This is a genomic window from Massilia eburnea, assembly GCF_050709955.1.
Taxonomy (GTDB): domain Bacteria; phylum Pseudomonadota; class Gammaproteobacteria; order Burkholderiales; family Burkholderiaceae_D; genus Rugamonas; species Rugamonas eburnea_A.
In genome coordinates, this window is record NZ_JBNZFX010000019.1 from 16,091 (window position 1) to 40,035 (window position 23,945).

The 23,945-nt window shown below is 63.7% G+C and carries 21 protein-coding genes and 2 pseudogenes; 16 read left to right on the forward strand and 7 right to left on the reverse strand.

Going from position 1 to position 23,945, the window contains the following annotated elements; all coding sequences use genetic code 11:
- Positions 1-1,014 carry a glycoside hydrolase family 53 protein gene (locus ACQ4MM_RS10760; protein WP_431477365.1) on the reverse strand — a complete coding sequence of 338 codons (1,014 nt, stop codon included), beginning with the start codon at positions 1,012-1,014 and terminating at the stop codon, positions 1-3.
- A 178-nt stretch (positions 1,015-1,192) separates the two neighbouring features.
- Between ACQ4MM_RS10760 and ACQ4MM_RS10765 the strand changes: the two genes are divergently transcribed.
- Positions 1,193-1,708 (forward strand): DUF4256 domain-containing protein, encoded by a 516-nt coding sequence (locus ACQ4MM_RS10765; RefSeq protein ID WP_431477366.1) that lies wholly within the window; start codon positions 1,193-1,195, stop codon positions 1,706-1,708.
- On the opposite strand, the gene ACQ4MM_RS10770 is transcribed toward ACQ4MM_RS10765, so the two are convergent.
- The 4 genes from ACQ4MM_RS10770 to ACQ4MM_RS10785 form a co-directional block, all read right to left on the reverse strand.
- The gene (locus tag ACQ4MM_RS10770) at positions 1,705-4,608 is read right to left on the reverse strand and encodes a response regulator (RefSeq protein WP_431477367.1); all 2,904 of its coding nucleotides are present in this window, start codon (positions 4,606-4,608) and stop codon (positions 1,705-1,707) included. The two genes, ACQ4MM_RS10765 and ACQ4MM_RS10770, sit on opposite strands and share 4 nt — an antisense overlap.
- Before the next feature lie 103 nt (positions 4,609-4,711).
- Entirely contained in the window at positions 4,712-6,700 is a 1,989-nt protein-coding gene (locus tag ACQ4MM_RS10775) for a site-specific recombinase (RefSeq protein WP_431477368.1), read from the reverse strand.
- A gap of 25 nt (positions 6,701-6,725) precedes the next feature.
- Positions 6,726-8,591, reverse strand: a complete 1,866-nt coding sequence (locus ACQ4MM_RS10780) for a glycoside hydrolase family 28 protein (RefSeq protein ID WP_431477369.1) — start codon at positions 8,589-8,591, stop codon at positions 6,726-6,728.
- Positions 8,592-8,601: 10 nt separating this feature from the next.
- Positions 8,602-9,258 (reverse strand): FadR/GntR family transcriptional regulator, encoded by a 657-nt coding sequence (locus ACQ4MM_RS10785; protein WP_431477370.1) that lies wholly within the window; start codon positions 9,256-9,258, stop codon positions 8,602-8,604.
- A 174-nt stretch (positions 9,259-9,432) separates the two neighbouring features.
- Here ACQ4MM_RS10785 and ACQ4MM_RS10790 point away from each other — a divergent pair, with 174 nt between their 5' ends.
- The 12 genes and pseudogenes from ACQ4MM_RS10790 (at position 9,433) to ACQ4MM_RS10845 (ending at position 21,946) form a co-directional block, all read left to right on the forward strand.
- Positions 9,433-12,342, forward strand: coding sequence for a TonB-dependent receptor domain-containing protein (locus tag ACQ4MM_RS10790; protein ID WP_431477371.1), 2,910 nt, complete (start codon positions 9,433-9,435; stop codon positions 12,340-12,342).
- 1 nt (position 12,343) lies between these two features.
- Positions 12,344-14,785: a pectinesterase family protein gene (locus ACQ4MM_RS10795; RefSeq protein ID WP_431477372.1), complete on the forward strand. Its 2,442-nt coding sequence runs from the start codon at positions 12,344-12,346 to the stop codon at positions 14,783-14,785.
- Between the two features lie 62 nt (positions 14,786-14,847).
- Positions 14,848-15,570 (forward strand): annotated as a pseudogene (locus tag ACQ4MM_RS10800) (DUF4038 domain-containing protein); the annotation flags it as partial.
- Between the two features lie 49 nt (positions 15,571-15,619).
- Positions 15,620-16,057 (forward strand): DUF5605 domain-containing protein, encoded by a 438-nt coding sequence (locus ACQ4MM_RS10805; protein ID WP_431477387.1) that lies wholly within the window; start codon positions 15,620-15,622, stop codon positions 16,055-16,057.
- A 95-nt stretch (positions 16,058-16,152) separates the two neighbouring features.
- A complete protein-coding gene (locus ACQ4MM_RS10810; protein ID WP_431477373.1) occupies positions 16,153-17,109 on the forward strand; it encodes an SMP-30/gluconolactonase/LRE family protein in 957 nt (318 codons plus the stop codon).
- The gene (locus ACQ4MM_RS10815; protein ID WP_431477374.1) at positions 17,093-17,245 is read left to right on the forward strand and encodes a hypothetical protein; all 153 of its coding nucleotides are present in this window, start codon (positions 17,093-17,095) and stop codon (positions 17,243-17,245) included. Before ACQ4MM_RS10810 ends, ACQ4MM_RS10815 begins: the two co-directional genes overlap by 17 nt.
- 295 nt (positions 17,246-17,540) lie before the next feature.
- A pseudogene (locus ACQ4MM_RS10820) lies at positions 17,541-18,014 on the forward strand (TonB-dependent receptor plug domain-containing protein); the annotation flags it as partial.
- A 697-nt stretch (positions 18,015-18,711) separates the two neighbouring features.
- The gene (locus tag ACQ4MM_RS10825) at positions 18,712-19,185 is read left to right on the forward strand and encodes a hypothetical protein (protein ID WP_431477375.1); all 474 of its coding nucleotides are present in this window, start codon (positions 18,712-18,714) and stop codon (positions 19,183-19,185) included.
- Positions 19,107-19,544, forward strand: a complete 438-nt coding sequence (locus ACQ4MM_RS10830; protein ID WP_431477389.1) for a hypothetical protein — start codon at positions 19,107-19,109, stop codon at positions 19,542-19,544. Before ACQ4MM_RS10825 ends, ACQ4MM_RS10830 begins: the two co-directional genes overlap by 79 nt.
- Positions 19,472-20,068, forward strand: coding sequence for a YfiR family protein (locus ACQ4MM_RS10835; RefSeq protein ID WP_431477376.1), 597 nt, complete (start codon positions 19,472-19,474; stop codon positions 20,066-20,068). Before ACQ4MM_RS10830 ends, ACQ4MM_RS10835 begins: the two co-directional genes overlap by 73 nt.
- A complete protein-coding gene (locus ACQ4MM_RS10840; protein WP_431477377.1) occupies positions 20,068-20,805 on the forward strand; it encodes a CHASE sensor domain-containing protein in 738 nt (245 codons plus the stop codon). The genes ACQ4MM_RS10835 and ACQ4MM_RS10840 overlap by 1 nt, the downstream gene beginning before the upstream one ends.
- Position 20,806: 1 nt before the next feature.
- Entirely contained in the window at positions 20,807-21,946 is a 1,140-nt protein-coding gene (locus tag ACQ4MM_RS10845; RefSeq protein ID WP_431477388.1) for a hybrid sensor histidine kinase/response regulator, read from the forward strand.
- A 152-nt stretch (positions 21,947-22,098) separates the two neighbouring features.
- On the opposite strand, the gene ACQ4MM_RS10850 is transcribed toward ACQ4MM_RS10845, so the two are convergent.
- The gene (locus tag ACQ4MM_RS10850) at positions 22,099-22,284 is read right to left on the reverse strand and encodes a hypothetical protein (RefSeq protein ID WP_431477378.1); all 186 of its coding nucleotides are present in this window, start codon (positions 22,282-22,284) and stop codon (positions 22,099-22,101) included.
- Between the two features lie 174 nt (positions 22,285-22,458).
- Between ACQ4MM_RS10850 and ACQ4MM_RS10855 the strand changes: the two genes are divergently transcribed.
- Complete coding sequence (locus tag ACQ4MM_RS10855; protein WP_431477379.1) at positions 22,459-22,596, forward strand: hypothetical protein; 138 nt, start codon at positions 22,459-22,461, stop codon at positions 22,594-22,596.
- Here the strand turns inward: ACQ4MM_RS10855 and ACQ4MM_RS10860 are convergent.
- Positions 22,589-22,909 (reverse strand): hypothetical protein, encoded by a 321-nt coding sequence (locus tag ACQ4MM_RS10860; RefSeq protein WP_431477380.1) that lies wholly within the window; start codon positions 22,907-22,909, stop codon positions 22,589-22,591. The genes ACQ4MM_RS10855 and ACQ4MM_RS10860 overlap by 8 nt on opposite strands.
- Here ACQ4MM_RS10860 and ACQ4MM_RS10865 point away from each other — a divergent pair.
- Positions 22,899-23,024: a hypothetical protein gene (locus ACQ4MM_RS10865; RefSeq protein WP_431477381.1), complete on the forward strand. Its 126-nt coding sequence runs from the start codon at positions 22,899-22,901 to the stop codon at positions 23,022-23,024. The genes ACQ4MM_RS10860 and ACQ4MM_RS10865 overlap by 11 nt on opposite strands.
- Before the next feature lie 6 nt (positions 23,025-23,030).
- On the forward strand, positions 23,031-23,894 hold the full coding sequence (locus tag ACQ4MM_RS10870) for a class I SAM-dependent methyltransferase (RefSeq protein WP_431477382.1): 864 nt from the start codon (positions 23,031-23,033) through the stop codon (positions 23,892-23,894).
- The last annotated feature ends 51 nt before the right edge of the window (positions 23,895-23,945 follow it).

The following is a 23,945-nucleotide window of genomic DNA, read 5'->3' on the forward strand; positions in this document are numbered from 1 at the left end:
CTATTCAGCGAGGAAGGCTTGCATCGCCTTGGTCGGCCTTCCGTCTTCGCCCCACGCGCTCAGCGGGTATTGGCTCCAGCTGCGCGCACCCAGGGGCTCCCAGTAGATGACGCCCAGGCCTTTCCGGCCGGGCACCGCTTTGACTTTGCGCTGCACGGCAACCAGCATGTCGTAAGTGTTTTGCGCGCGCTTGTCTTCGCCGCCCACTTCCACCACCATGACTTCCTTGCCATAGCGCGAGGCCATGTCGTTCATATTGCGGCCAAGGTCGCCAATCGATTTTTTGTAATCCGGTTTGCCGGGCAGCCAGTAGGGGTAGTACGACAGGCCGATCACGTCGTAGCGCGCTCCGTTGGCCTTGGCGTTGTCGAACCAGGTCCTGAAACGTTTGCTGTCATTGCCACGGTCAAGGTGCAGGACCACTTTTGAGGTCGGACTGACGGCCTTGACGGCGTCATGACCCTGGTTGATCAGCTGCGCCAGTTGCGGCCAGTTTTTGGTGCTGCCTTCCGGATAAATCATGCCGCCCGGGGTTTCATTCCCTACCTGGACCCACTCCGGCGTGACGCCGGCGGCCTTGAGGGCGCTCATCACATCAAAGGTATGGCCGTAGACGTCTTCCAGCAGGCGAGGGAAGCCGTGGCCCACCCACGCGGCCGGCTTTTGCTGCTTCGACGGGTCGGCCCAACTATCGCTGTAGTGGAAGTTGATCATGACCCGCATGCCCATGCGCTGGGCGCGCACCGCCATGGCGACCGTTTCTTCCTTGCTGTTGTGGCCATTGGTCCTGTCGTCCGAAGGGTTGACCCAGGTGCGCAGGCGTACAGTGTTGATGCCGTGATCCTTGAGGATTTGCAGCGCGTCTTCCTGCTTTCCCTGGTCGTCGTAAAACTTGTAGCCGGTCGACTCCATCTGCTGCAGCCAGCCGATGTCGGCGCCTTTGGCGAATTCCCCGGCATGGGCGGAGAATGCGTGCGCAACAAACAAGGCAAACAGCAAGCCGAATTTCTTCATTTAGCGCTTTCGATCTGGTAAATGGCAGCAATGCTAGAGCAAGCCGCCGCATCGCAGGTATGACGAAACTCGTCGGGTCCATGCCGGATCGATATGACAAGCGTGTTGTGCCAGGCAGGTGGATGGCTTTAGTATCGAGTCTTCGGCCACGCAGGCGATTGGACAAGGAGATACCAAGTTGATTGCTATCCTGGAAGAACGGTTCAGCAAGAATATGCGGCGCCATGCCGGGCTGGCGTGGGAAACTGTGCGCGCACGGCTCAACGATGGCAAGTTGCAGGTGCTGGCTGAAATGGAGCATACCGGCGGCGAACCGGATGTTGTCGGCGTCGATCCCTCAACAGGCGAAGTCGTGTTCTGCGATTGTTCGCCGGAAAGCCCGGCGGGCCGGCGCAGCCTGTGTTTCGACCGGGCCGCACTCGATGCCCGCAAGGAAAACAAACCATCCGGCAGCGCGCTGGAAGTGGCGCAAGCGATGGGCATCATGCTGCTCACCGAAGCCGAATACCGTCATTTGCAAACGCTGGGTGAATTCGACCGCAAGACTTCGAGCTGGGTGCAGACGCCGGACGCTATCCGCCAGCAGGGCGGCGCCTTGTTTTGCGATCGGCGTTATGGCCACGTTTTCCTGTACCACAACGGCGCCGATTCGTATTACGCAGCGCGCGGCTTCCGCGGCATGCTGCGGGTTTAAGGCGGCAGGTAGCGTTCCAGCGTCTGCATCATCTCGTCGATGTCGAGCGGCTTGGGAATGAAATCGTCCATCCCGGCCGCCAGGCAGTCGGCGCGTTCGGACTCCATCACGCCGGCCGTCATCGCCACGATAGGCAGCTTCAGTCCCAGATCCTGGCGGATGATGCGGGTCGCCGTATAGCCATCCATGACCGGCATCTGCACGTCCATCAGGACCATGCGGTAGGCGTCGGGCGCGGCGCGCAACATGCGCACGGCCTCTTCGCCGTTGTGGGCGACTTCAATGGTCGCGCCGGCGCGTTCCAGGATGCCGACGGCAACCAGCTGGTTCATGGCGTTGTCTTCCACCAGCAGCAGGCGGCCGCTGATGCGCGGGGCGGGCGGCGCGTCGGCGTGCACCTCAAGGGTCTCGGCCTGGTCCAGCATTTCATGCACCGTATCGAACAGCGTGGAGGCGGTGATCGGCTTGGTGACCAGTCCTTTGCGGTCAGCGTCTTCTTCCAGCATCTTGCTGCGTTCATAAGCGCTCACCATGAGTATCACGGGGGCCGCCGCCGCTTCCGCGTGGCGCAGCGAGTCGATATAGCGCTGGTCATCGGCAGGCATGCTCCAGTCGGCGAGGATTACGTCATAGGGCAGGGCGCGCAGGCGGGCAAGGGCCAGCAATTTTTCCGCTTCCTCGCCCGAGGAAGCCACGTCGACGCTCCAGCCCCAGGCTTGCAGCGTCTTGGAAAGGTAGACGCGGCTGGTGAAATGGTCGTCGACCACCAGCACGCGCAACGGCCGCGAGCCGGCACCGGTTGGGGCTTGCTGCTGTGCTGGCGGCACGGTGCCGAATGGCAGGGTGACGGTAAACGTGCTGCCCTCACCGGGGCGGCTTTCGAGCGCAATGCTGCCGCCTTGCAGTTCCACCAGGCGCTGGCAGATCACCAGGCCAAGTCCGGTGCCGCCATATTTGCGGGTAACGGATTCGTCGGCCTGGGCAAAGGGCGCAAACAGGTTGACCTTCTGTTCCAGCGAAATGCCGATGCCGGTGTCGCGCACGATGAAGCGCATGACGCTGCGCTCTTCGGTGCACTGCGCGCATTCGACCTTGAGACTGACTTCACCGCGTGCCGTGAACTTGATGGCGTTACTGGTCAGGTTGACCAGTATCTGCTGCAGGCGCAGCGGGTCGCCCACCAATTGGCGCGGAACATCCGGCTCGACACCGATGGCCAGTTCCAGTTCCTTCTCGCCCGCATTCACGCTCATGATGGTCGATACGGAGTGCAGTACCGGATCGAGCTCGAAACGGATGGCGTTGAGCTGGATCTTGCCCGCTTCGATCTTGGAAAAGTCGAGGATGTCGTTCAACAGTGCCAGCAAGGACTGGCCCGAGGTACGCAGCATGGTCAGGTAGCGCCGCTGCTCCAGCGACAGCGGGGTGGTGGTCATCAGGTGCGCCATGCCCAGCACGGCGTTCATCGGGGTGCGCAATTCGTGGCTCATATTGGCCAGGAAGGAGCTCTTGGCCGCGTTGGCTGCCTGCGCTTCCTTGACCGCCTCGCGCAAGGCAGCCTGCGACTTCTTCAACTCGGTCACGTCGCGCAGCACGCCGACAAAGCGGTAGTTGCCTTCATCGATGATGGCGCTGATGGTCAGTTCGACAGTGAACTGGCTGCCATCCTTGCGCAGGGCCGGCAATTCGACCGCGCCCCTGCCGATCACGTGCGGCGGCCCGCCCGACAGGAAGCGCTGCATGCCCTGCTGGTGCGCGGCGCGCATGGATTCCGGCATCAGCACCTGGATGCCGGCGCCGATGACCTCTTCTGCGGAGTAGCCGAAAATCTGGCTGGCCGCGCGGTTGAAGGTCTCGATCTGGCCTTCTTCATTGATGGTGACGATGCCTTCGCCAACGCTGTCGACCACGGTGCTGATGCGCAGGTTGGCGTCCTCGAGCTGGTCGGTGCGTTCGTGGATCAAGCCTTCGAGCTGGCGGATTTTGCCGCTGATGAACCAGGCCAGGCCGAAGCCCGCCAGCAACAACAGCAGCACGATCCAGGTAAGCCAGGTGACCGATGCCAGCAGCTCTTGCAGGATGGTAGCGCGCGGCACGCCGACCGCGACGGCCCAGCCGGTGCGGCTGGAGCGCGTGAAAGTCGTGTATACCGGAATGCCTTCCAGGGTGGTCGATTCGAATACGTCCTCGTCGGCCTCGGCCAGCCGCTTGACCAGGGTCGCCGAACCGGGCTTGCCGACAAAGCGCTGCGCGTCATGGGTGCGGGCGATGATCACGCCTTTACGGTCCAGGATGGCGATGACACGGTCTTTTGGCAGGCTTTCCGAGCTGAGCACCCGCCCCAGATGTTCCGGCTGGTAGCCGACCGAGAGGCAATACACGACCTGGCCGGCCCGAATCACAGGCAGGTGGACGGCAACCAGTGGTTTATGGGTCACGCCGCCGATAAACAGGTCCGACACCACCACCTGTCCCGTTTCGAACACGCGCTGGATGCGTTCGCGGCTGCCGGGGTCGGGTATCGGTTGGCCGAAGGGACGCAGGGTGTTGAGCAACTGGACCGAGTCGCGCGTGCTGAGGACGATATTCGAGCCGGGAAAACCGGCATTGACGATGCCGACGGCCTTGCGATGGAAACCGGCCAGGTCGCCCTGGTCCAGCTCCGCCGACATGGCCAGGGCCCGCGCCGCGACGATGCCGAGATCGAGGTCGCGGTCGACCGCCTGCATCATCGAGCGCACCACGAACAGGGAGTCACGCTCAACCTGGACCCGCTCGCGGGTATAGAAGTGCTGGATCAGCAGGCCGAAGCCGAGGGTCGCTGGCAATGTGCATGCCAGCACCAGTGCGAACAGCATGCGGCGCAGGGTGGGCCGCCTTGGTTGCCGGGTTCGAGCCAAGTTGCATCTTCCTTCAGATGGGCAAGTCGTAAGCTGGTCACGGCATTGTACCGTTGTCGGCTTCGGCTGGGCGCAGGATTCCGATCGAGTGCGGGAGGGCGGCTCAACTTGCCTCCACCTCCCGCGGCGGCAGGAAGAAGCTGCGCGGCGACAGGCGGAACCGCTGCCATACCAGGCCAGCCAACGCGCGGCCGCGCCCGAAACTGACGCGGCGCGAGCGCAGCGCAACCAGCAGGGCCAGCGTGAAGCTCACCGCCAGGTTGGTCAGCGCGATCAGCACAATGCCCGACAGCGACAGCAGCCACTGCTCCGTGGTGAGCTGGTAATCCAGCCCGACCAGCGCGAAAGCGAAATTGGCGCTGGAGAAGGTGACATGGCGGATGTCGAGCGGCAGGCCGAGGACGTAACCGATGGTGCCGATCGTTCCCAGCATGATCCCGAAGAAGAAGTTACCTGCCAGTGCGCCAAGATTGCGGCCGATGTAATCGGTCACGCGCGCCAGGCGCTTTTCGCCCAGCAGCCAGCGCAGCCATCGCAGTTGCCGCAGGCGGGCCGCGATGTCGTTATACGCTGCCTTGTTGTCGTAGTAGCCTGAAATCAGGCCTGCCAGGAACAGGCAGACGCCGGCGATGGCGGCATGCGGCAATGCCAGGCTATGCAGCGGGTCGATATCGTGCAGCAGATGTTGTGCCTTTTCCGCGCCGGCCAGATGCTGGCCGAAAGCAGCCTGCCATGCCACGGCGATGGCGAAGGCGGTTGGCATGGCCAGCGCCACGTTGCCGACGATGGCCACAAACTGCGAGCGCAGCACCCTGACGACCAGTTCCGCCAGTTCGTCCAGCTTCTTCTGGCCTTGGTCGATGGCGGCGGCGATGCGCGCCGCGGTCATCGCCGGCTGCTTGGTGGCGACGGTGAAGTGCAGCACGTGGATCAGCATGAAGCCGAGCGAGTAGTTCAGGCTATACAGCGCCGCATAGCCGACCGGAGCAAGCAGCAGGCGCGCCATCAGCACCTTGAGCGTTGCCATGAAGCCGACAATGAATCCCGCGCCGGCCGCCGAGCGCATCATGGACAGCCATTCCGCGCGCGAGCTGGCCACATAGTGTTCGCCCGAACGGCCGGCGTGCTCGGTGACCTGCAGTGCCAGCAATTCGGTGTTGGTCTGGAACAGGTCGGTCAGGCTCAGCTTCCGGTTGTCGGCTTCCACCAACTGCTGGAACAGGCCGAGCGCAGTGGGCAGGGCTTGCTGCAGCGAGGGCGCTTCCAGCAAGTCCAGCAGGATGCGCAGGCGGCCGATGCTTTGCGTCAGGCGCAACAGCAGGCGGGTCAGGCTCACCGACACCCCTTGCACCGATGCCGCCTTACGCACACGGCCGATAATTTCTTCGCACTGGCTGAGGAGCACGTCGAGGTGGCGGGCGTCCGGCACTTCGGCTTGCGCATCGACCTGGCGCGCGCGCCAGGCTTCCGTGAGCTGCACCACCTCGGCGTTCTGGCGCAGGAAGGGCGATTCGAAGCGTTCGATGTCGGGGTGGATGCGTACCAGTTCAGGCTCCAGCCCGATGGCGCTGACGCGGTACGACAGCACCTGGATGGCTTCCAGCAGTTCGCCCAGCACCTGGCCTTGCAACCATCCATGCGGAGGCAATTGGAGGGCATTGAGCAAGTCCAGCCAGACCGATGGTTCGATGCCGTTGACCCACTTGTGATCGTCCCGCTGATCGAAGATGCGGCCGAAGACGTCTTTCAGGTAAGCGTCGTTGACCGTCGGCGGCAGCCACTTGTGATTCAGGCGGCGCCATAGCTCACCAAAGAAGCCCTGGTTCTGCAGGACGCCGGTATCGGTGAGCAGGTGCACCAGCTTGCGCTGCCCGATTACCTCAGCAAGGTATTCGCGCAAGGCTTGCGCCCATTCGGGCCGCGTTGCAAGCAGGTGCGTCAGCGCACGCAGGCGGTTGGTAGCCTGTTGCAGGTCATTGGCGTGCTTGGGACGTACCGTGCCAATCAAATCCTGCAGCAGGGAGGTATCGCGCGAGGGGGCCGTAGCCTGGATGCGCGCCAGTATGCTGTCCATCATCATGCGCGAAAGCATACTGGCGTTCGCTAGGATTGTCCAATCAGGACCTTAGGGTAGCCTTAAGAAGTTTGCCGCCGATGGTCACATTGTCCAGTGTGAGGTCGGACACGTTGTACAGCCAGATCGGCTGGCTGGCGTTGACGGGGTTGCCGAAGTCGCAGTTGCTGATCGTTATTCGGCGTACCGGGAGTACAGGCGGCGCCTGCAGCGCGCCGTTGTAATCGCTGGCCACCGGGCCGAGGATGGCGACGGCCTGGTAGCAGGAGCCGGTGGTGCCAGCTTTGCTTACGTTGCCGACGGTGATGTTCTCGATGTGGACGTCGGAGACTTCCGGCGGCCGTATGCGCACGCTGTCGGCAGCCGGCTGGTAGTCGCAGTCGAAGGAGACCACGGCACCGGCCGCCGTGGCCAGGCCTTTGGTGTCGATCGGGGAGCCGGGCAGTAGGGTGTAATGCGAGGCACTAAGCTGCACGCCGTTCGGGATCTTGATGTTCTTGACGTAGAAGTGGCGCAGGTAGCCGCCGCGGTTCATATTGGTCTTGAGACGGATCGCGATATTCAGCGGGTCGGTTTCCCAATGCGCGTTTTCGAATACCAGGTCGCGGGCGTAGACATGCTCGATGCCGCCGGCCATCTCGGAGCCGAGCGTGACGGCGCCGTGGCCGCTGTGCATGGTGCAGCCCTGGATCACGATATTGCGCGACGGGCCGTACTGGATGTCGCGGTTCTTGCCGGCCTTGATGGCGATGCAGTCATCGCCGGAATCGAAAACGCAGTCTTCCACCAGCACGTGGTCGCAGGCTTCAGGGTCGAATCCGTCGCTGTTCGGGCCGCGGCTTTCGGCGTGTACCTTGCGGATCACGAGGTTGCGGCAGTTGACCGGGTGGTGCTGCCAGAAAGGCGTGTTCAGCACATGGTAGCCCTCCAGCAGCACGTTGCTGCAGTTGATGAAGTGGATCATCGGCGGACGCAGGTAGTGGCCTTTGCCGAACACGCGCTGTTCGACCGGCACGCCGGCCTCGGAGAGGGCAGGCAGGTAGCGTTCATCGCTGCGCCATTGCTCGCCTTCGCCCTCGATCAGCTTGCGCTGTGCGGCATTCAGGCCCGGCGCGATTTCCGCCAGCGGTTTGTTGAGCGGATTGGGCACGACTTGCGTCGGCTGGCCTTCCTTGTAGCCCGGTGCGGTGGTCTGCGAAACGGCGTTCATGGTGCGGTTCCGGCCTTTCCAGGACCACCAGCAGTCGCCGGCTTCGTTGAAGGCAACGCCGCCCTGGCCGTCCAGTTTCGAGCTCCAGTCTGCGCCGGTCAGCGCGATATTCCTGGCGTTGAGGGCGTAGATCATGGGCGAGTAGTTCAGGCAGTCGTTGCTTTGCCAGCGCGAGAGCGACAGCTTGCCGTTGGCGCCGCAATCGAAGTCGCCATGGCGGGCGTAGTGTTCGGGGTTTTGCGAGAACAGGATGTGGGCACCGGCTTGCAGGTGGACATGGACGTTGGAGCGCAGCACCAGCGGGCCGGCGCAGTACCAATAGCCTTGCGGGATCACGACGCGGCCGCCGCCGGCAGCGGCGCAGGCATCGATGGCGGCTTTGAAACCGGCATAACAGTCGTGGGCGCTGTCGGCCTGGCTTGGCACTGCTTGCTGGTCGTCGTGGCTGACCCAGGCCTTGACCTGCCTGGTGCCGCACGGCTGCGCGCCGAAATCCGTGACCAGGAAGTCCTCATTGCGGAAGCTGACGTGCGCGCGCAGTGCGGCAACGATGGCGTCGGCGCGGCGCCATGCTTTGGCGCGCGCGGCAGCGCCGCTGGAACGCGCCGCGGCCAGCGCCGGAAGCCAATGCGAAGCGAGTAGGGCGGCAGCACCGGCTTGCAGCAGGCTGCGGCGGCGCAGTTGTCGTGATGCGGTCAAGGTGCATCTCCTAGGAAGAGAAGGTTCGGGTAACGCGGCCAAGGTGTACGCGCATGGCTTTGCGGGCGGCGGCCGGGTCATGGCTGGCGATGGCCTGCAGGATGGCGCGGTGGTCGCCCAGGGTTTCCTTGCGTAGCTCTTCGGTCTGGAAGTGTTCCTTGAGCTTGTGCCACAGGTGGCCGCGCTGGTCCCACAGGTGGTTCATCACGCCGACCAGTGCGCTGTTGCCGGTAGCATGGGCGAGCGCCATGTGGAAGTTGCGGTCCGCCTGTTCATTGGTGGCCACGTCGTCGTGGTCGCGTTCCATGGCTTCCACCGCGACCAGGATGGCGTCGATGGCGCGGTCGGTGGCCACCTGCGCTGCGATTGCCGCAATCTCGGACTCGATCACGCGCCGTGCGGACAGCACCTCGAATGGCCCCGGACCGGCTTCCGGCAGCGGCGCGTGGCCGGGGCGGCCGCATATATACACGCCGGAATTGCTCCTCACCTCGATCACGCCGCTCAATTCCAGCGCAATCAGCCCCTCGCGCAGGGATGCGCGGCTCACTTCCAGCTTGGCCGCAAGCTCGCGTTCCGACGGCAGCCGCTCGCCGCAGGTAAATCCTTCGGTGGCGATCATCGCCTGGATCTTGTCCGCCACCTGTTTATATAGCCTGGTCTCCATAAGTTGAATTCTAAAGTGGTCAGGCCAAAACAGCAATGCGGACTGGCCAATAGTGGCTTTTTTACACAGTTCCGGAATTTTCTCTTGTTAAATTGGCCTAACCACTTTAGTCTGTGGTTATACCAAAACTGAAAATCGATCAAACCAATTTGATCGCAAATATGGAGGAGACTCATGAATTACGTTCCAGGCCCTCAAACCAAACGCGCCGTACTGGCGGCAGCAGTGGCCGCTGCCGTTTTGCAGATGGCGAACCAGGCGGCCGCCCAGACCGCCGCCCCGGCGGAGGAAGCGATGACTGCCGTGGTGGTGACCGGCTCCCTGATCCGCCGCGTCGCCAATGAGGGCGCGACCCCGCTGGTCACCATCAAGTCCAGCGAGCTCCAGGCGCGCGGCAATACCGAGTTGAAAGACCTGGTGCTGGAGATGCCGCAGTCGCTGTCGCTCGGTACCAATAGCGGTGCGGCCGGCCCGGTCATCAACCTGCGCGGCCTGGGCCCGATGCGGACGCTGACCCTGTTGAACGGCCGCCGCCTGGCCAACGAGCCGCTGCAGGACCAGTATGTCTCCGTCAACGTGATGCCGCGCATGGCGCTGGACCGCGTGGAAACCCTGAACGGCGGCGCCGCCTCGATCTACGGTGCGGATGCCATCGGCGGCGTGCAGAACTTCCTGACCAAGCGCGGTTTCGAAGGCGTCTCGGTCAAGGCCGAGTACGCGCCGACGCAGAAGGGCGGTGCCGATTCGAAGAGCGTCGGCGCCATCCTGGGTACCGGCAACCTGTCGCGCGACGGCTGGAATGCCTACCTGGCGCTCGATTACCAGAAGAAGGATGCCCTGTTCCAGGGCGATCGGCCGCAGCAGCATGATCCGGCCATCCTGCGCACGCTGGGCCTGGGCATTACGCCCGATGCACGCAATCCGACCCCGGTTGCCAACTTCGGCTTTGCGCGCAATGCCAACTCGAACTACAACCCGACCTTCGCCACCGGCTGCCTGGCACCGTACGCCACGCCGACCCTGGGCAACAACAGTACTGCTGCAACGCCGGTTTATGCAGCGGGCTGCGTGCGCAATCCGCTGTTCTGGAATGCGGTGACCGACGGCAGCGAAATCATCAACGTCAGCGGCCGTGCCAGCTTGAACCTGCCGGGCGGCCATAAGCTGGACCTGGATGTCCTGCACTCCGAATTCACGGTGCAGAAGTACCGCGGCATGCAGGTGCCGGGCACCGCCCAGCCGTTCACCACCTATTCGCTGCCGGCCACCAGCAAATACTATCCGGGCAAAGGCATCACCCCGGCTGTGCCGGTGGTGGGCAGCAATACCGGCTCCAACACACCGGCCATGTTCATCGACCCGGCCAAGACGCCAGGCACGGTCAGTGACCTGAACATGAACAACCGCACCATCTACTTCCAGTGGGGTCCCGCCGAACTTGGCCCAGCATACCGCAACGACAAGCAGTCCAATGACCGCATCGTGCTGAGCGCCGAGGGCGAGGTGTTGGGCTGGGACTATCGCGCAGGCTTGAATTACGGCGAATCGAAGCGCGACACCCGCGCCGGCGAAGGCTATATCCTGTACAGCAAGGCGCAGGAAGGCTTCAACAACGGCACCCTGAATCCCTTCGGCCTGCAGGACGCCGCCGGCCAGGCCTACCTGGAGAGCATCCAGGCGGAAGACTATACCTATCGCCTGAATAAAGCCTACAACCAGAGCGTGGACGTGACGCTGTCCAAAGGCCTGTGGGACTTGCCGGGCGGTCCGCTGACCCTGGCGGTATCCGGCGAGTTGCGCCGCGACGGCGCGCAGACCTTCAATGCGCCGCTGGATTATGTGCTGAAAAAGGCTGACGGCAGCTACAACATCGACGCCGCAGGCAGTGTCGTGCAGTCCGACCTGGTGGGCGAAACCCCGCAAGGCGTGGCCAAGAAGATTCACCGCACCATCGCGTCGCTGCTGATGGAAGCGGAAGCGCCGATCACCGACAAGTTCCTGCTCAACGCCGCGGTGCGTGCCGACCGATATTCCGACCTGAAACAGACCACCGTCAATCCCAAGCTGGCCGCACGCTGGCAGCCGTTCCAGCAGCTGGTCCTGCGCGGTAACGTGAATACGGGCTTCCGCGCGCCGTCGATCATCGACATCCAGAACCCGACGCCGGAAGTGCGCAACCAGGTGATGGACGATCCGGTCCTGTGCCCAAGCTCGCAGCCGCTGGTAGCCGCTACCGGAACGCCAAAGTCCGGCTACACCTATGACCAGGTCTGTAACGTCGCCACCAACTACTGGACCAAGTCGCCCAACAACGATTTCCTGAAGCCGGAAAAATCGCGTGGCTTCTCCTTCGGCTTTGCGCTGGAGCCTGTGAAAGACCTGTCGATCACCGTCGACTACTGGGGCCTGAAACTGCGCGACGTGCTGGGCGCCGTGACCATCGCCGAGATCCAGCAGAATCCAGCCAAGTACGAAGTGAATTTCGTGCGCAATGCGGACGGCACCATCGACCACATCGTGGCGAGCCAGGCCAACCGCGGCCAGACCCGCATCCGTGGCCTGGACCTGTCGGCCAGCTACCGCTTCCCGAAAACCAGCTTCGGCACCTTCGATGCGAAACTGGACGGTACTTACATGGACAAGTATGAGTTCCAGTCCGAGAAGAACGGTCCTTGGCTGAGCAACGTGGGCATCATCACCAACGATGGCCGCTACGGCGGCTCGGGCCCGAACGCCGGCCTGGCCGGCCTGCCGCAGATCAACCCGCGCTGGAAGCATACCGCCTCGGTCACCTATACCAACGGCGCCTGGGCCAGCACGCTGTCGCAGCGCTATAACTCCAGCGTGACCGACGTTACACCGCGTGCCGGTTCCACCCTGACCGAAGTGGAAGCCTACAAGCAGTACAACCTGAACGTGAACTACACCGGCTTCAAGAACACGACCATCAGTTTCGGCGTCAACAACCTGACCGGGGAATGGCCGCCACTGACCTCCAACAGCACCTACAGCGGCGGCTACGTGACGTCGATGGCGGATATGCTGGGCCGTGTCTATCGCTTCTCGGTGGAGTACAAGTTCTAAGATGCTGCGACGCTGCCTGCTGCTGGCCGGCTTCCTGCTGACGTGGACAGCAGGGGCGTACGCCGGCTTGCCGGCGCCTGGAGCCGTGAAACGCGTGCCGGCGGTGGAAGCCGCCGCCCCGGGTTCCGGCCCGTACTTCGTCGAAGCTCGCATGCGCGCGGCGCCCGGCGCGGTTGGGCAGGGCTATGTCATTGTCCGCTACCGCGATGACCGCAACTGGCTGGGTTTTGGGCTGGATGCGGCCGCGGCCGGCAAGCTGGCAGTCAATATCGTTCGCATGGTCGATGGCGAACCGAAGTTCCTCAAGCAAGTAAGGATTGATCCCGACGCGGGCGATGCGTTCTACACCATCCGCCTCGACGTGGATGGCGCAGCTCTCACGGCCTATGTCAATGGCACGCGCCTGATCGGGGTCGACGAGCCCACGCCGCTGCCGCCGGGCATCGGCATACTGGCGCAAGGCGGCCAGTTCGAAATCGACGGCCTGCGTGCAGGCGACATCACGCAAGCGCCAACCAGCATTGGGCTGGTCCACAGGCATAAGCAGCTGACGCTGCAGCTTGGCGATGCGCCACAGCGGTTTGCAGTTCGCGCATCCCGCCGCGGCGAAGTGCGTGCCGTGCCTTTCTCCGCCACGTCGAGCGACGCATCGGTGCTGGAAGCCGGCGTGGATGGCGACAAGCTTCTGTTGGCGCCGCGCGGCCTCGGCCGGGCGGCAGTCACGCTCACCAGCGCTGAAGATCCTAACGTGGCGGTGACGCTGGCGGTGCGCGTAGGAGAAGCGTTCGCTGCGCCGGCAGGCCGCGTTCCGATGGCGGCGGGCAGGGTGTTGCCGGCAGCGAAGGAGCGTGACGTTCCGGTCGACACCCGCCTTCAGATTCGCTTCGACCAGGCGCCGATCATCGGCGAGAACGGCTCGATACGCATCGTCCGGGCGAAAGACAATGTGACAGTCGATGTGATCCGCCCCGGCATGGAGCTCGATGAAATCGGCGCCACCCGTGACGGCGTCAAGCGTGTCGTCCGCTATAAGGCAATTTCTTTCGACGGCGCCACAGCGACTATCCACCCGCACGATGGCAAGCTGGCATATGGTACCGGCTATTACGTCCTGGTCGACGGCAACGTCTTCACCGGCGCCACGCTGGGCGGCGCGCCATTTGACGGTATCGCATCGAGGACCGCCTGGGCGTTTCGTACCCGGGAGCAGGCGCCGCGCGGCATAACGCTGCGGGTAGCGGCTAAAGGAAAGGCCGATTTCCGCACGGTGCAGGGCGCCTTGAACCATGTGATGCGGAACTTCCCGCGTGAACAGCCAGTGACCATCCGCCTTGCCGATGGCAGGTACGAAGGATTGCTGTACCTGCGTGGCAAAGACAATGTCACACTGCGCGGCGACAGCCGTCACGGCGCCGTCATCACGGGCGAGAACAGCGACGGCATCAATCCAGGCAGCGGTGCAGGCCAGTTACCGCTTGCTCCCGGCGCCACCGGTGGCCGCTCGGTTTTCCTGGTCGAAGACGCCGACCTGCTGCGCCTCGATACGCTGACCCTGGCCAACACCACCTGGCGCAGCAGGACCATTGGCGCGCAGGCGGAAGTGCTCAACTTCAGCAGCGAGGGCCGCCTCATCGCCAATGAGGTCGATTTCTTCAGTGAGCAGGACACCATCCAGGTCAAGGGCTATGCCTGGTTCTACCGCAGCCTTGTTGCAGGCAATGTGGATTTCATCTGGGGCTACAACCGCGCCGCCCTGTTCGAAGAATCCGAAATCCGGTCGGTCGGCGACAGCGCCAATCCATCGAGCGGCGGCTACCTGGTGCAGGCGCGCACCGTGGCCGAAGGCGATCCCGGTTTCGTATTCCTGAACAGCCGCCTGACGCACGGCCCCGGCCCCGCAGGCAATGATGTGGCGCCGGGCGCGGCCTTTCTCGCGCGGCCGGGTGTGGTCGCTGCCTGGGATAGTGTCCGCTACATCAATTGCAGCATCGGCCCGCACATCAATGCGCAGGGTTGGCACGGCAGGCCGCGCGGCGGCAAAGGGTGGGAAGAGGGCGGCAGCACCGACCTTGCGGGCCGGCCACTTGACCTGTCGCAGCGCGTGGCAGGGGGCGTGCTGGCGCCAGCCGATGCCGCGCGCTACGATAGCCGCACCAAGGTATTCGCGCAATTCGCCAATGGAAAAGGATGGAATCCCCAGCCAGCCCTGGCACAAGACGCCGATCCTGTTGAGCGTTGGGGCAGCAAGGAGCTCACGCTGGACGGGCCGCGCGACGGCAACCCTTTCACCGAGGTGGAGCTCTCCGCAACTTTCCGCCAGGGCGCGCGAACCGTGGCAGTGGACGGATTCTACGATGGCGAAGGCCAGTACAAGTTACGGTTCATGCCAGACAGCACGGGCGAGTGGGAATACGAGACCCACACAGCAATCGGGCGGCGCTGAACGGCAAGCGTGGCAAGTTCACGGTGATTGGCGCGCAGCCAGGCAACCATGGCCCGGTGCGCGTGAAGGGGGGCCATCATTTCAGCTATGCCGATGGCACGCCGTTCTGGCAGGTCGGCACCACCAGTTATGGCTGGACCCACCAGACTGAAGCGACCGAACGCCAGACCCTGGCGACGCTCGCAGCCGGGCCGTTCAACAAGATCCGCATGCTGGTTTTTCCGAACCGGGACGTCAAGCAGCCGCCGCCGCGCTTTCCGTTCGAAGGATCACCGCCCCAGGCATGGGACTTTTCGCGCTTCAATCCCGCGTTCTTCCGCCATATCGAGCAGCGCCTTGGCGACCTGCGCGCGCTTGGCATCGAGGCCGATGTCATCCTTTTCCACCCTTACGACAAAGGGTACTGGGGATTCGACCAGATGCCTGCCGCGGTCAATGAGCGCTACCTGCGCTATGTCGTGGCGCGCCTCGCGTCCTATCGCAATGTGTGGTGGTCGATGGCGAATGAATTCGACTACCTCACCAAAAAGCAGATGCCGGAATGGGACCGCTATTTTGAAATCGTCCGGGCACGCGACCCATACCAGCACCTGCGATCGATCCACAACGCCATGGTGCTGTACAACCATAGCAAGCCCTGGGTGACCCACGTCAGCGTGCAAAGCGGCGCCATCGCAGAAGACTTCGAACGCGCCGTGCTGTTGCGCGACGTGTATTCAAAGCCGGTGATTTACGACGAAGTGAAATATGAGGGCAACATCGAGCGGCGCTGGGGCCAGTTGTCGGGGCAGGAAATGGTACTGCGGTTCTGGATGGGTGCGATTGCCGGCACCTATGTCGGCCATAGCGAGATTTTCAAGGACCCTGGCGATATGTCCTGGCTGGCGAAGGGTGGGACCATGCGTGGCGAGAGCCCGGCGCGGGCTGGCGTTCTTCCGCAAGATCCTGTCCGAAAGCCCGGCAGAGGGACTGGAACCGATCGACAAGTGGCAGGAGTATCCATTCGCCGGCAAGCCTGGCCAGTATTACCTTGGTTACTTCGGCCGCCAGGCGCCGGCGACCTGGCCGTTTGTGCTGGCCCAGCCGGGCCTGGCGGACGGCATGAAGTTCAAGGCCGAGGTGATCGACACCTGGAACATGACGGTCACGCCGGTTGCGGAGGCATTTGAAATCCGCAAGCGGGATAACTACAGCTTTGCCGACAAGGGTGGGCGCAGCATCGCGCTGCCCGGCAGGCCTTATATGGCGATTCGCATCACGCGGCTGCCGTGATTCTCGCTTCCCCGCGACAGCCGGCACCGAAATTGCTCGATGATGGTTAATAATTAGTTAACAATGTCGACTGGCTTGATCGGAAGGAGATGCGCTTGGAAAGCTCGAAGGGACATAAGATCGCGGCCGGCGCCGCCCTGACGCTGGCGGGACTGGTGGGGTACCTGCTTCTGTGGCCGGTACCTGCTGAACCAGTGTCGTGGACCCCGCAGCAGGCGCCCGGATACCTTGGCGCGCACACGCTGAACACCAGGCTGGCGGGCCTGCAGAAGATCGACATCGGTACCGAGCAGGGCCCGGAGCACCTTGCCGTGGGCCCGGACGGCAAACTGTACGCCGCCGTCGCCAGCGGAAGAATCCTGCGCATGGCACCTGACGGCAGCCAGCGCGAAGTGTTCGCCAGCACCGGCGGCCGGGTGCTGGGTTTTGACTTCGACGCCAGCGGGCGCCTGATCGCGGCCGATGCGATGAAAGGCCTGCTGGCCATCGCTCCGGATGGCAAGGTCAGCGTGCTGACCGCGCAAGTCGCTCAAGGCGATCCAATCCGCTATGCCGACGGCGTGGTGGTAGCGCCCAGCGGCATGATCTACTTCACCGATGCCTCGACCCACTTCGCGCCTGCCGAATGGGGCGGCACCTTCGAAGCGAGCGTGCTGGACATTCTCGAACAGTCATCGACCGGACGCGTGCTGGCCTATGACCCATCGAACGGCTCGACCCGAATCGTCGCCGGCGGCCTGTCGTTTGCCAACGGGATTGCCTTGTCCGGCGATGGCCGCACGCTGTTCGTGAACGAGACTGGCCGCTACCGCATCTGGAAAATCGACGTGCAAAGCGGCAAGCGCGAGGTCCTGTTCGACAACCTGCCCGGCTACCCCGATAACCTGATGCGCGGCCGTGACGGAAAGATCTGGGTGGGCCTGGTCAAGCCACGCAACCCGACCATCGACAAGCTCGCCCAGAAGCCTTTCATGCGCAAGCTCACGCTGCGCCTGCCACGCGCCATGTGGCCGGTGCCGAAGGGCTTACGGCCACGTGTTCGCGTTCAGTGAAGACGGAAAAGTGCTGGCCGACCTGCAAGACCCCGCCGGCGCCTATCCGGAAACCACGGCTGTCCTCGAAACCCGGGACCGCCTCTACATCCAGAGCTTGCACGCTGGTTATATCGGCTGGATGCCGCGTCCCTGAGCGGGCGGCGCATCGTCCAGCAGCGCTGGCGCTGGCGGGGCCGGTGCAGCAAGCACAATAGTCGTGGTATCCACGGCGCCGGTCACGCCGCTGCTGGACCACTTGCATGGCGACCGCTCTGCGCGGCGGTTCGGGTCGGGGCGGTTTGGGGAACATTAAGACTCCTGTAGGACTTGGGCCCATATTGGGCGCATTGGCAATTTTGCAAGCACTTGATGTTGCCAATACGCACAATGTGAATCGTGCTTCTGAAAGTTGTGCTTATAATTCCCTACCGACAATTTGCCTCCTAGCCATGTACCGGAAACCTACTCCCTTGCTGTTGCTGGCCGTGCTGTCCATTGCGCCGGGTGCGCGCGCTGAGGGTTTGGGGGATGGCGACATCGCCGACCTCACGCTGGAACAGCTCAACGAAATTGTTGTCACCTCGGTGTCGCGGCAGGAGGAAAAGCTGAGCAATGCGGCCGCTTCGCTGTTCGTCATCAGCGCCACCGATATCCGCCGCAGCGGCGCGCGCAGCCTGCCGGAAGCATTGCGCCTGGCGCCGAACCTGGAAGTGGCGCGCGTCGACGCCCGCAATTACGCGATCAGCGCACGCGGCTTCAACAGTCCCTTCGCCAATAAGCTGCTGGTGCTGATCGACGGCCGCAGCGTCTATTCGCCGTTCTTTTCCGCCGTGTTCTGGGACGCCCAGTCGGTGGTGATGGAAGATATCGAACGCATTGAGGTAATCAGCGGCCCCGGCGCCACCATCTGGGGCGTGAATGCCGTCAACGGCGTGATCAACGTCATCACGCGCAACGCGAAAGACAGCCAGGGCACCTTGCTGTCGGTCGCAGCGTCGAGCGGGGAGGGCGATGCCAGCCTGCGCTTCGGTGGGCGCCTGTCCAACAACGGCTACTACCGCGCCTACGCGCAAACCATGGCCGCCGAAGATACAGAAACTGCGGCCGGCGTCAACACTTTCACCGGCATGCAGCGCCGGCAGGCCGGCTTCCGCGCCGACTGGAGCCTGCAGGACGGCAGCTTTACTGTGTCGGGCGACGCCTACCAGGCCAACCTGGGGCAGATCGGTACCCGCGACATCCGCCTGTCCGGCGCCAACCTGGTCGGGCGTTACATGCGCCAACTGGCCGGCGGCAACGCCTTGCGCGTGCAATTGGTGCTGGACCACACGGAGCGCAACCAGCCCGGCGCCTATATCGACCGCCTCGATACGGTGGAACTGGAAGGGCAGCACGACGTGCGCTTCGGCATCCACAAGCTGTCCTGGGGCGGCGGCTACCGCCATTCGCGCGACGACAATATGCCCGGCCCGGTCTTTGGCTTCTGGCCTTATGAGCGCAATCTGCATTGGGGGAGCCTGTTCGCGCAGGATGAAGTGGCGCTGACAGGGAACCTGCACGTGACGGGGCGGCGTCAAGGCGGAGCACAACACCTACACCGGCACCGAATGGCTGCCCACGGTGCGCCTGGCCTGGAGCCCCAACAGCACGCACACTGTCTGGAGCGCGCTGTCGCGCACAGTGCGCGCGCCGGCACGCAGCGACCGCGACTTCGTATTGCCAGCGAAGCCGGTCATGATCGGCGGCGTGCCGCGCTTCAGCATCGGCACCAGCCCCGAATTCGAATCTGAAGTGGCTAACGTGCTGGAGCTGGGCTACCGCGCGCAGCCTGCGCAGAACTGGTCTTATTCAGCCACTGCCTGGTACGCCGACTACGACAAGCTGCGCACGCTGGAGGCCGAATACTCCCGCCGGCCCCTACCGCGGCATCCTGGAATTCCGCAACCTGGCCGAGGGCCGTACGCGCGGCCTCGAACTCTGGGCGCGCTGGCAGCCGATGCTGCGCTGGCGCCTGAATGCGGGGGCTGGTGGTGCAGGACGTCGATACCCGCCTCAAGCCCGGCAGCAAGGACGCCACCACCGTCGGCCTGGTGATCAACGACCCGCACAGCTACTGGCAGTTGCGTTCTTCCCACGAAATTGGCGAGCACATGCAGTTCGACTGGACGTTACGTTACAACGGCAGCATGCCGAAGCCCCACGTTCCGTCGTATCATGAACTGGATGCGAACCTGGTGTGGAAAGCCAGTCCGCATATTGACGTCGCGCTCGCTGGGCAGAACCTGCTGCATGCGCGGCATGGCGAGTGGGGGCGGCCACCCTGGCCGCAATGTGTTCGAGCGGCGCGCGTTCCTGAAATTGACGATGCGATACTAACGAGATGGCAAGCGCAAGCCTTGGTTTATTTGGCGTACCGCCTTTGCTGGCGGGCGGCTGGAGAACTCGCCTGGTAGCGCTGGCGATGCTGCTGTTCGCCTTCAGCTGCCTGGCGGTGGGCTCCCAGCAGGGTGGCACCACGCCCTTGCTGGAGCGCAGCGTCAAAGCTGCTTTCTTGTATAAATTCCTGGGTTACATGGAGTTTCCATCCGACTCAGGGTCAAGCCTGGTGGTTGGCGTGCTTGGCGCGGACGACGTGGCGGCGGAGCTGGCGCAGATCACCAGCGGCCGCAACGTCGGCAATCGCAGCATCAGCGTGCGCAAGCTGGGCGAGGGCGATGCACTGGGCGGCCTGAACCTGTTGTTTGTCGGCGGCGATGCTGCCTTGCCGGAAGCGGCGCAGCGCGCGGCGGAAAAGAACGGCACGGTGATCGTCACCGAGCAGGATAATGGATTGCAAAACGGTAGTGTCATCAATTTCCGCCTGGTCGACGAGCGCGTGCGCTTTGAAGTGTCGCTGCCGGCTGCCGAGCGCTGCAATGTGCGCCTCAGCTCACGCCTGTTGTCGGTCGCCTATTTCGTGCAGAAAGGCGGGCAGTGATGATCGCCAAGGCGGCGGGATCGGTACGCATCAAACTGATCCTGACGGCACTGGCCACTACGTTCGTCGCACTGGTGGTGACGACGGTGTCGATGCTGGTGTACGACCTGCACAGCTTCCAGCAGGGCTGGGTCGATGACCTCACCACGCAGGCCGAACTGGTTGCCACCGCCTCGGCGCCGGCGCTCTCCTTCAACGACCCGCGCGCGGCGCGCCAGAACCTGGGCCTGCTGCGTGTGCGGCCGCAGATCGAGGCCGGTGCGATCTACAGTGCCAGCGGCGCGCTGTTCGCCTCGTATGTGCACGCACCGGCCGAAGTGCCGGCGCTGCCGCCCAAGCCCGGTCCGCTCGGCTATGCGATCGAAGGCGGGCATATGGTGGTGACGCACCCGATCGTCGAAGAGGGCGAGCGTATCGGCACGGTCTACCTGAGCGCCTCCTATCGCCTGCTGGACCGCGTGCAAAGTTATGCCCTGATCCTGCTCGGCGTGACGCTCGGCAGCCTGCTGCTGGCAGCGGTGGTGGCGCACCGGCTGCAGCAGACCATCACCCCGTCCGCTGCTGGCGGTGACCGACGTGGCGCGCACCGTGATGCTGCGGCGCGACTATTCGCTGCGGGTCGGCGAGCAGGACAGCGGCGAAATCGGCACCCTGATCGATGCCTTCAACGACATGCTGGCCGAGATCTCGCGCCGCTCGAACGCGCTGCAGGACGCCAACCGCACATTGGAACATGAAATGACGGTGCGCCAGGGCGCCGAGCGCGCGCTGCTGCTGGCCGACCGCCGCAAGGACGAATTCCTGGCCACGCTGGCGCACGAGCTGCGCAACCCGCTGGCGCCGATCCGCACCGGCCTCGACATCATGCGCATCAATGCCAGCGATCCGGTGGCCTGCGAGCGCGCCCGTTCCATCATGGAGCGCCAGTTGAAGCAGATGGTGCGGCTGGTGGACGACCTGCTGGACGTCTCGCGCATCAATACCGGCAAGCTGACCATCCGCCGCGAGCAGCTGATGCTGCAGGACGTGGTGAACGATGCGCTGGAACTGGCGCGGCCTTTCATCGCCTCGCAGGGCCATACGCTGCATGTGCAGGTGCCGGACCAGGCGGTATATCTGGTGGGCGATGCGACGCGCCTGGCGCAGGTGGTCTCCAACCTGTTGCACAACGCCGCCAAGTACACCGCGCGCGGCGGCAGCATCACGCTGGAAGCGGCGGCGCGAGCGGGGCAGGTCGAACTGCGCGTGCGCGACAACGGTATCGGCATTGCGCCGGCGCTGCTGCACGATATTTTTGAGATGTTCATCCAGGCCGATTCTTCGCTTGAGCGCAGCACGGCCGGCCTGGGTGTCGGCCTGTCGCTGGCGCGCAAGCTGGTGGAACTGCATGGCGGCAGCATCCGCGCCGACAGTGACGGCGACGGGCACGGCAGCACCTTCACCGTCACGCTGCCGCAGTTGTCCGATGCCAGTGTCGCCGCGCCTGCGGCGGAAGCGCTGCCGGCCGATGCGCGTCTGCACCGCATCCTGCTGGCTGACGACAATGTGGATTTCGTCAACGGCATCGGCGGCTTGCTGCGCTCGATGGGCCACCAGGTGCATATCTCGCACGACGGCAAGCAGGCGCTGGCGGCGGCCGAAGCGTTTGCGCCGGAATTCGCCTTCCTCGATATCGGCTTGCCGGAATTGAACGGCTACGACCTGGCGCGCGCGCTGAAGCGCTTGCCGGCGCTGCGCCACACGGTGCTGGTGGCGGTGACCGGCTGGGGCCAGCAGAAGGACCGCCAGCAGGCGTTCGAAGCGGGCTTCCACCATCACCTGGTGAAGCCGGTCAGTATTGACCAGTTCCAGGAACTCCTGTCCCAGACTGGCCCTTGATAAATCGGGAAAGCGCCCGATCTGCTTTAACAGGCAATGTTAATCGAGGAGTAATGCCATGCGAGCGCATACCACACCCGACCCGGAATCCCCGCCGCCCGAACCGGAAAAAGATCCGCCGGCGGACGACCAGCCACGGCCGAGCGAGCCGCCTATCGAGGAACCGCAGCCGAAGGCGCCGCCGATGCAGGCTTGACGGGCGGCTCGGGCAACGGAGGAATCTGGCGGATCTGCTCGTCGGTATCCTGCTCGCCCGGCGTTTTCTCGCCGCTGCCGATATCGGCTTCCTCAATCAGATGGCGGCCTTTTTCAGGCTGCGATTTTGCTGGCTGTTCCATGCTAAGCCCTCCTTGTTGCCGATGCTACCAGCGCCCCACGCGTGCTGTCGCTTGCTTGCTAAAAGGAAATAAGTGTTGTGCGCATAGAATATATTTTGCCCTGTCACGAGCGCGTCACGGTCCGCTATCTATAATAGGTCATCGACATACGCTTTTTCTTAGTCGGAGGCCGCGATGGGCAATTCACTGCACAACAAGATCTACCTCAAACGCCGTATTGACCTGCACAGCCGCCGTGTCCAGGCGCTGGTCTGTGCCAGTGCCGTAACAGGGCTTGCGCTCATGTGGTTGGCGCTGCGCGCGCTCAAGTAAGCTTGCCGCGTCGGGTGCGGGCGCGTACCATGATGGGTTGCAAAGGCACCATCATGGAATACGAGCAATGAAAAACGAAAAACTGAGCACCGACGAATTCAACGCGCTGGAAGAGATTGCCCGCGGCATCAAGGGCAAGCCCAGCGCTTGCGTTGGCCGCAACAGCAAACGCCTGTCCGGCATCAAGTTCATCAAATTTGAGCGCAGCGGCGCCATCATCCTGACCGATGCCGGCCGCCAGCAGCTGTTCCTGCGCCGCTGCGTGTTGGCGCTGCGGGCACTGGGCCACGGCGCCGGGGGCAGTGGCGGACAAGGACGTGGCGCTGTTCCTCGGCAAGAAGTCGCACATCGTGGCGACGGAGGATGGTTTCGCGATCACCGAGAAAGGCCGCGAGTCCTTGGCCGATATCGAAGCACTGGGCATGTAAGCGCCCATGTCCAGCCACCTGCTCAGCGAAGGCCAGCCCAGCCGCAGCGCGCTGATGGTGGCGCGCTTGCGTGCCGCCCACCAGTTGCTGGACACTCCCGCCATTTTTGACGACCCGCTGGCACTGCCGGTGCTGGGGCCGGAAGACTGCGTGCAGGTGCAGTCCAATGCGCGTTCCTACGACGCCGGTTTCAGCCGCATCCTGCGCGCTGCCATGGCCGTGCGCAGCCGCTTTGCCGAAGATGAACTGGCGCGCGCTGCCGCAGCCGGCGTGCGGCAATACGTGGTGCTGGGCGCCGGCCTCGATACCTTTGCCTGCCGCCACCAGCATGACGCGGCGCTGCGGGTGTTCGAGGTCGACCATCCTGCCACGCAGGCATGGAAGCGCGGGCTGCTGGCCGCCAGCAGCATCACCGTGCCGGACAGCCTGCGCTTCGTGCCGGTCGATTTCGAGCGCGATGCGCTGGCCGATGCGCTGCGCGCGGCCGGCTGCCGCCTGGACCAGCCGGTATTCTTTTCGTGGCTCGGCGTCACGCTCTACCTGACCGGGCCGGCTATTTTCGACACCCTGCGCCTGGTCGCCAGCCTGCCCCCCGGCAGTGGCATCGTCTTCGATTACGGCGTCAAGCCGGAGCTGCTGGATACGCTGGAAAAGGCCGGCGTCGAGTACTTTGCCCGCCGTTATGCCGAGCAAGGCGAGCCCTGGTTGTCGTTTTTTGATCCTGCTGAACTGTGTGCGCAACTACGAGCGTTAAATTTTTCCATAGTGCAAGATTTTGGGCGTGACGCCCTGGAAACCCGCTATTTTGCTGGGCGCGGCGACAATCTGCGGCTCGGCGGCGGCACCCATTTGATGCTTGCTAGCAACTAAATAGTTATAATTTTTGGAATGTTTCTTCTACTAGATGTAGTTTAGTTTCAT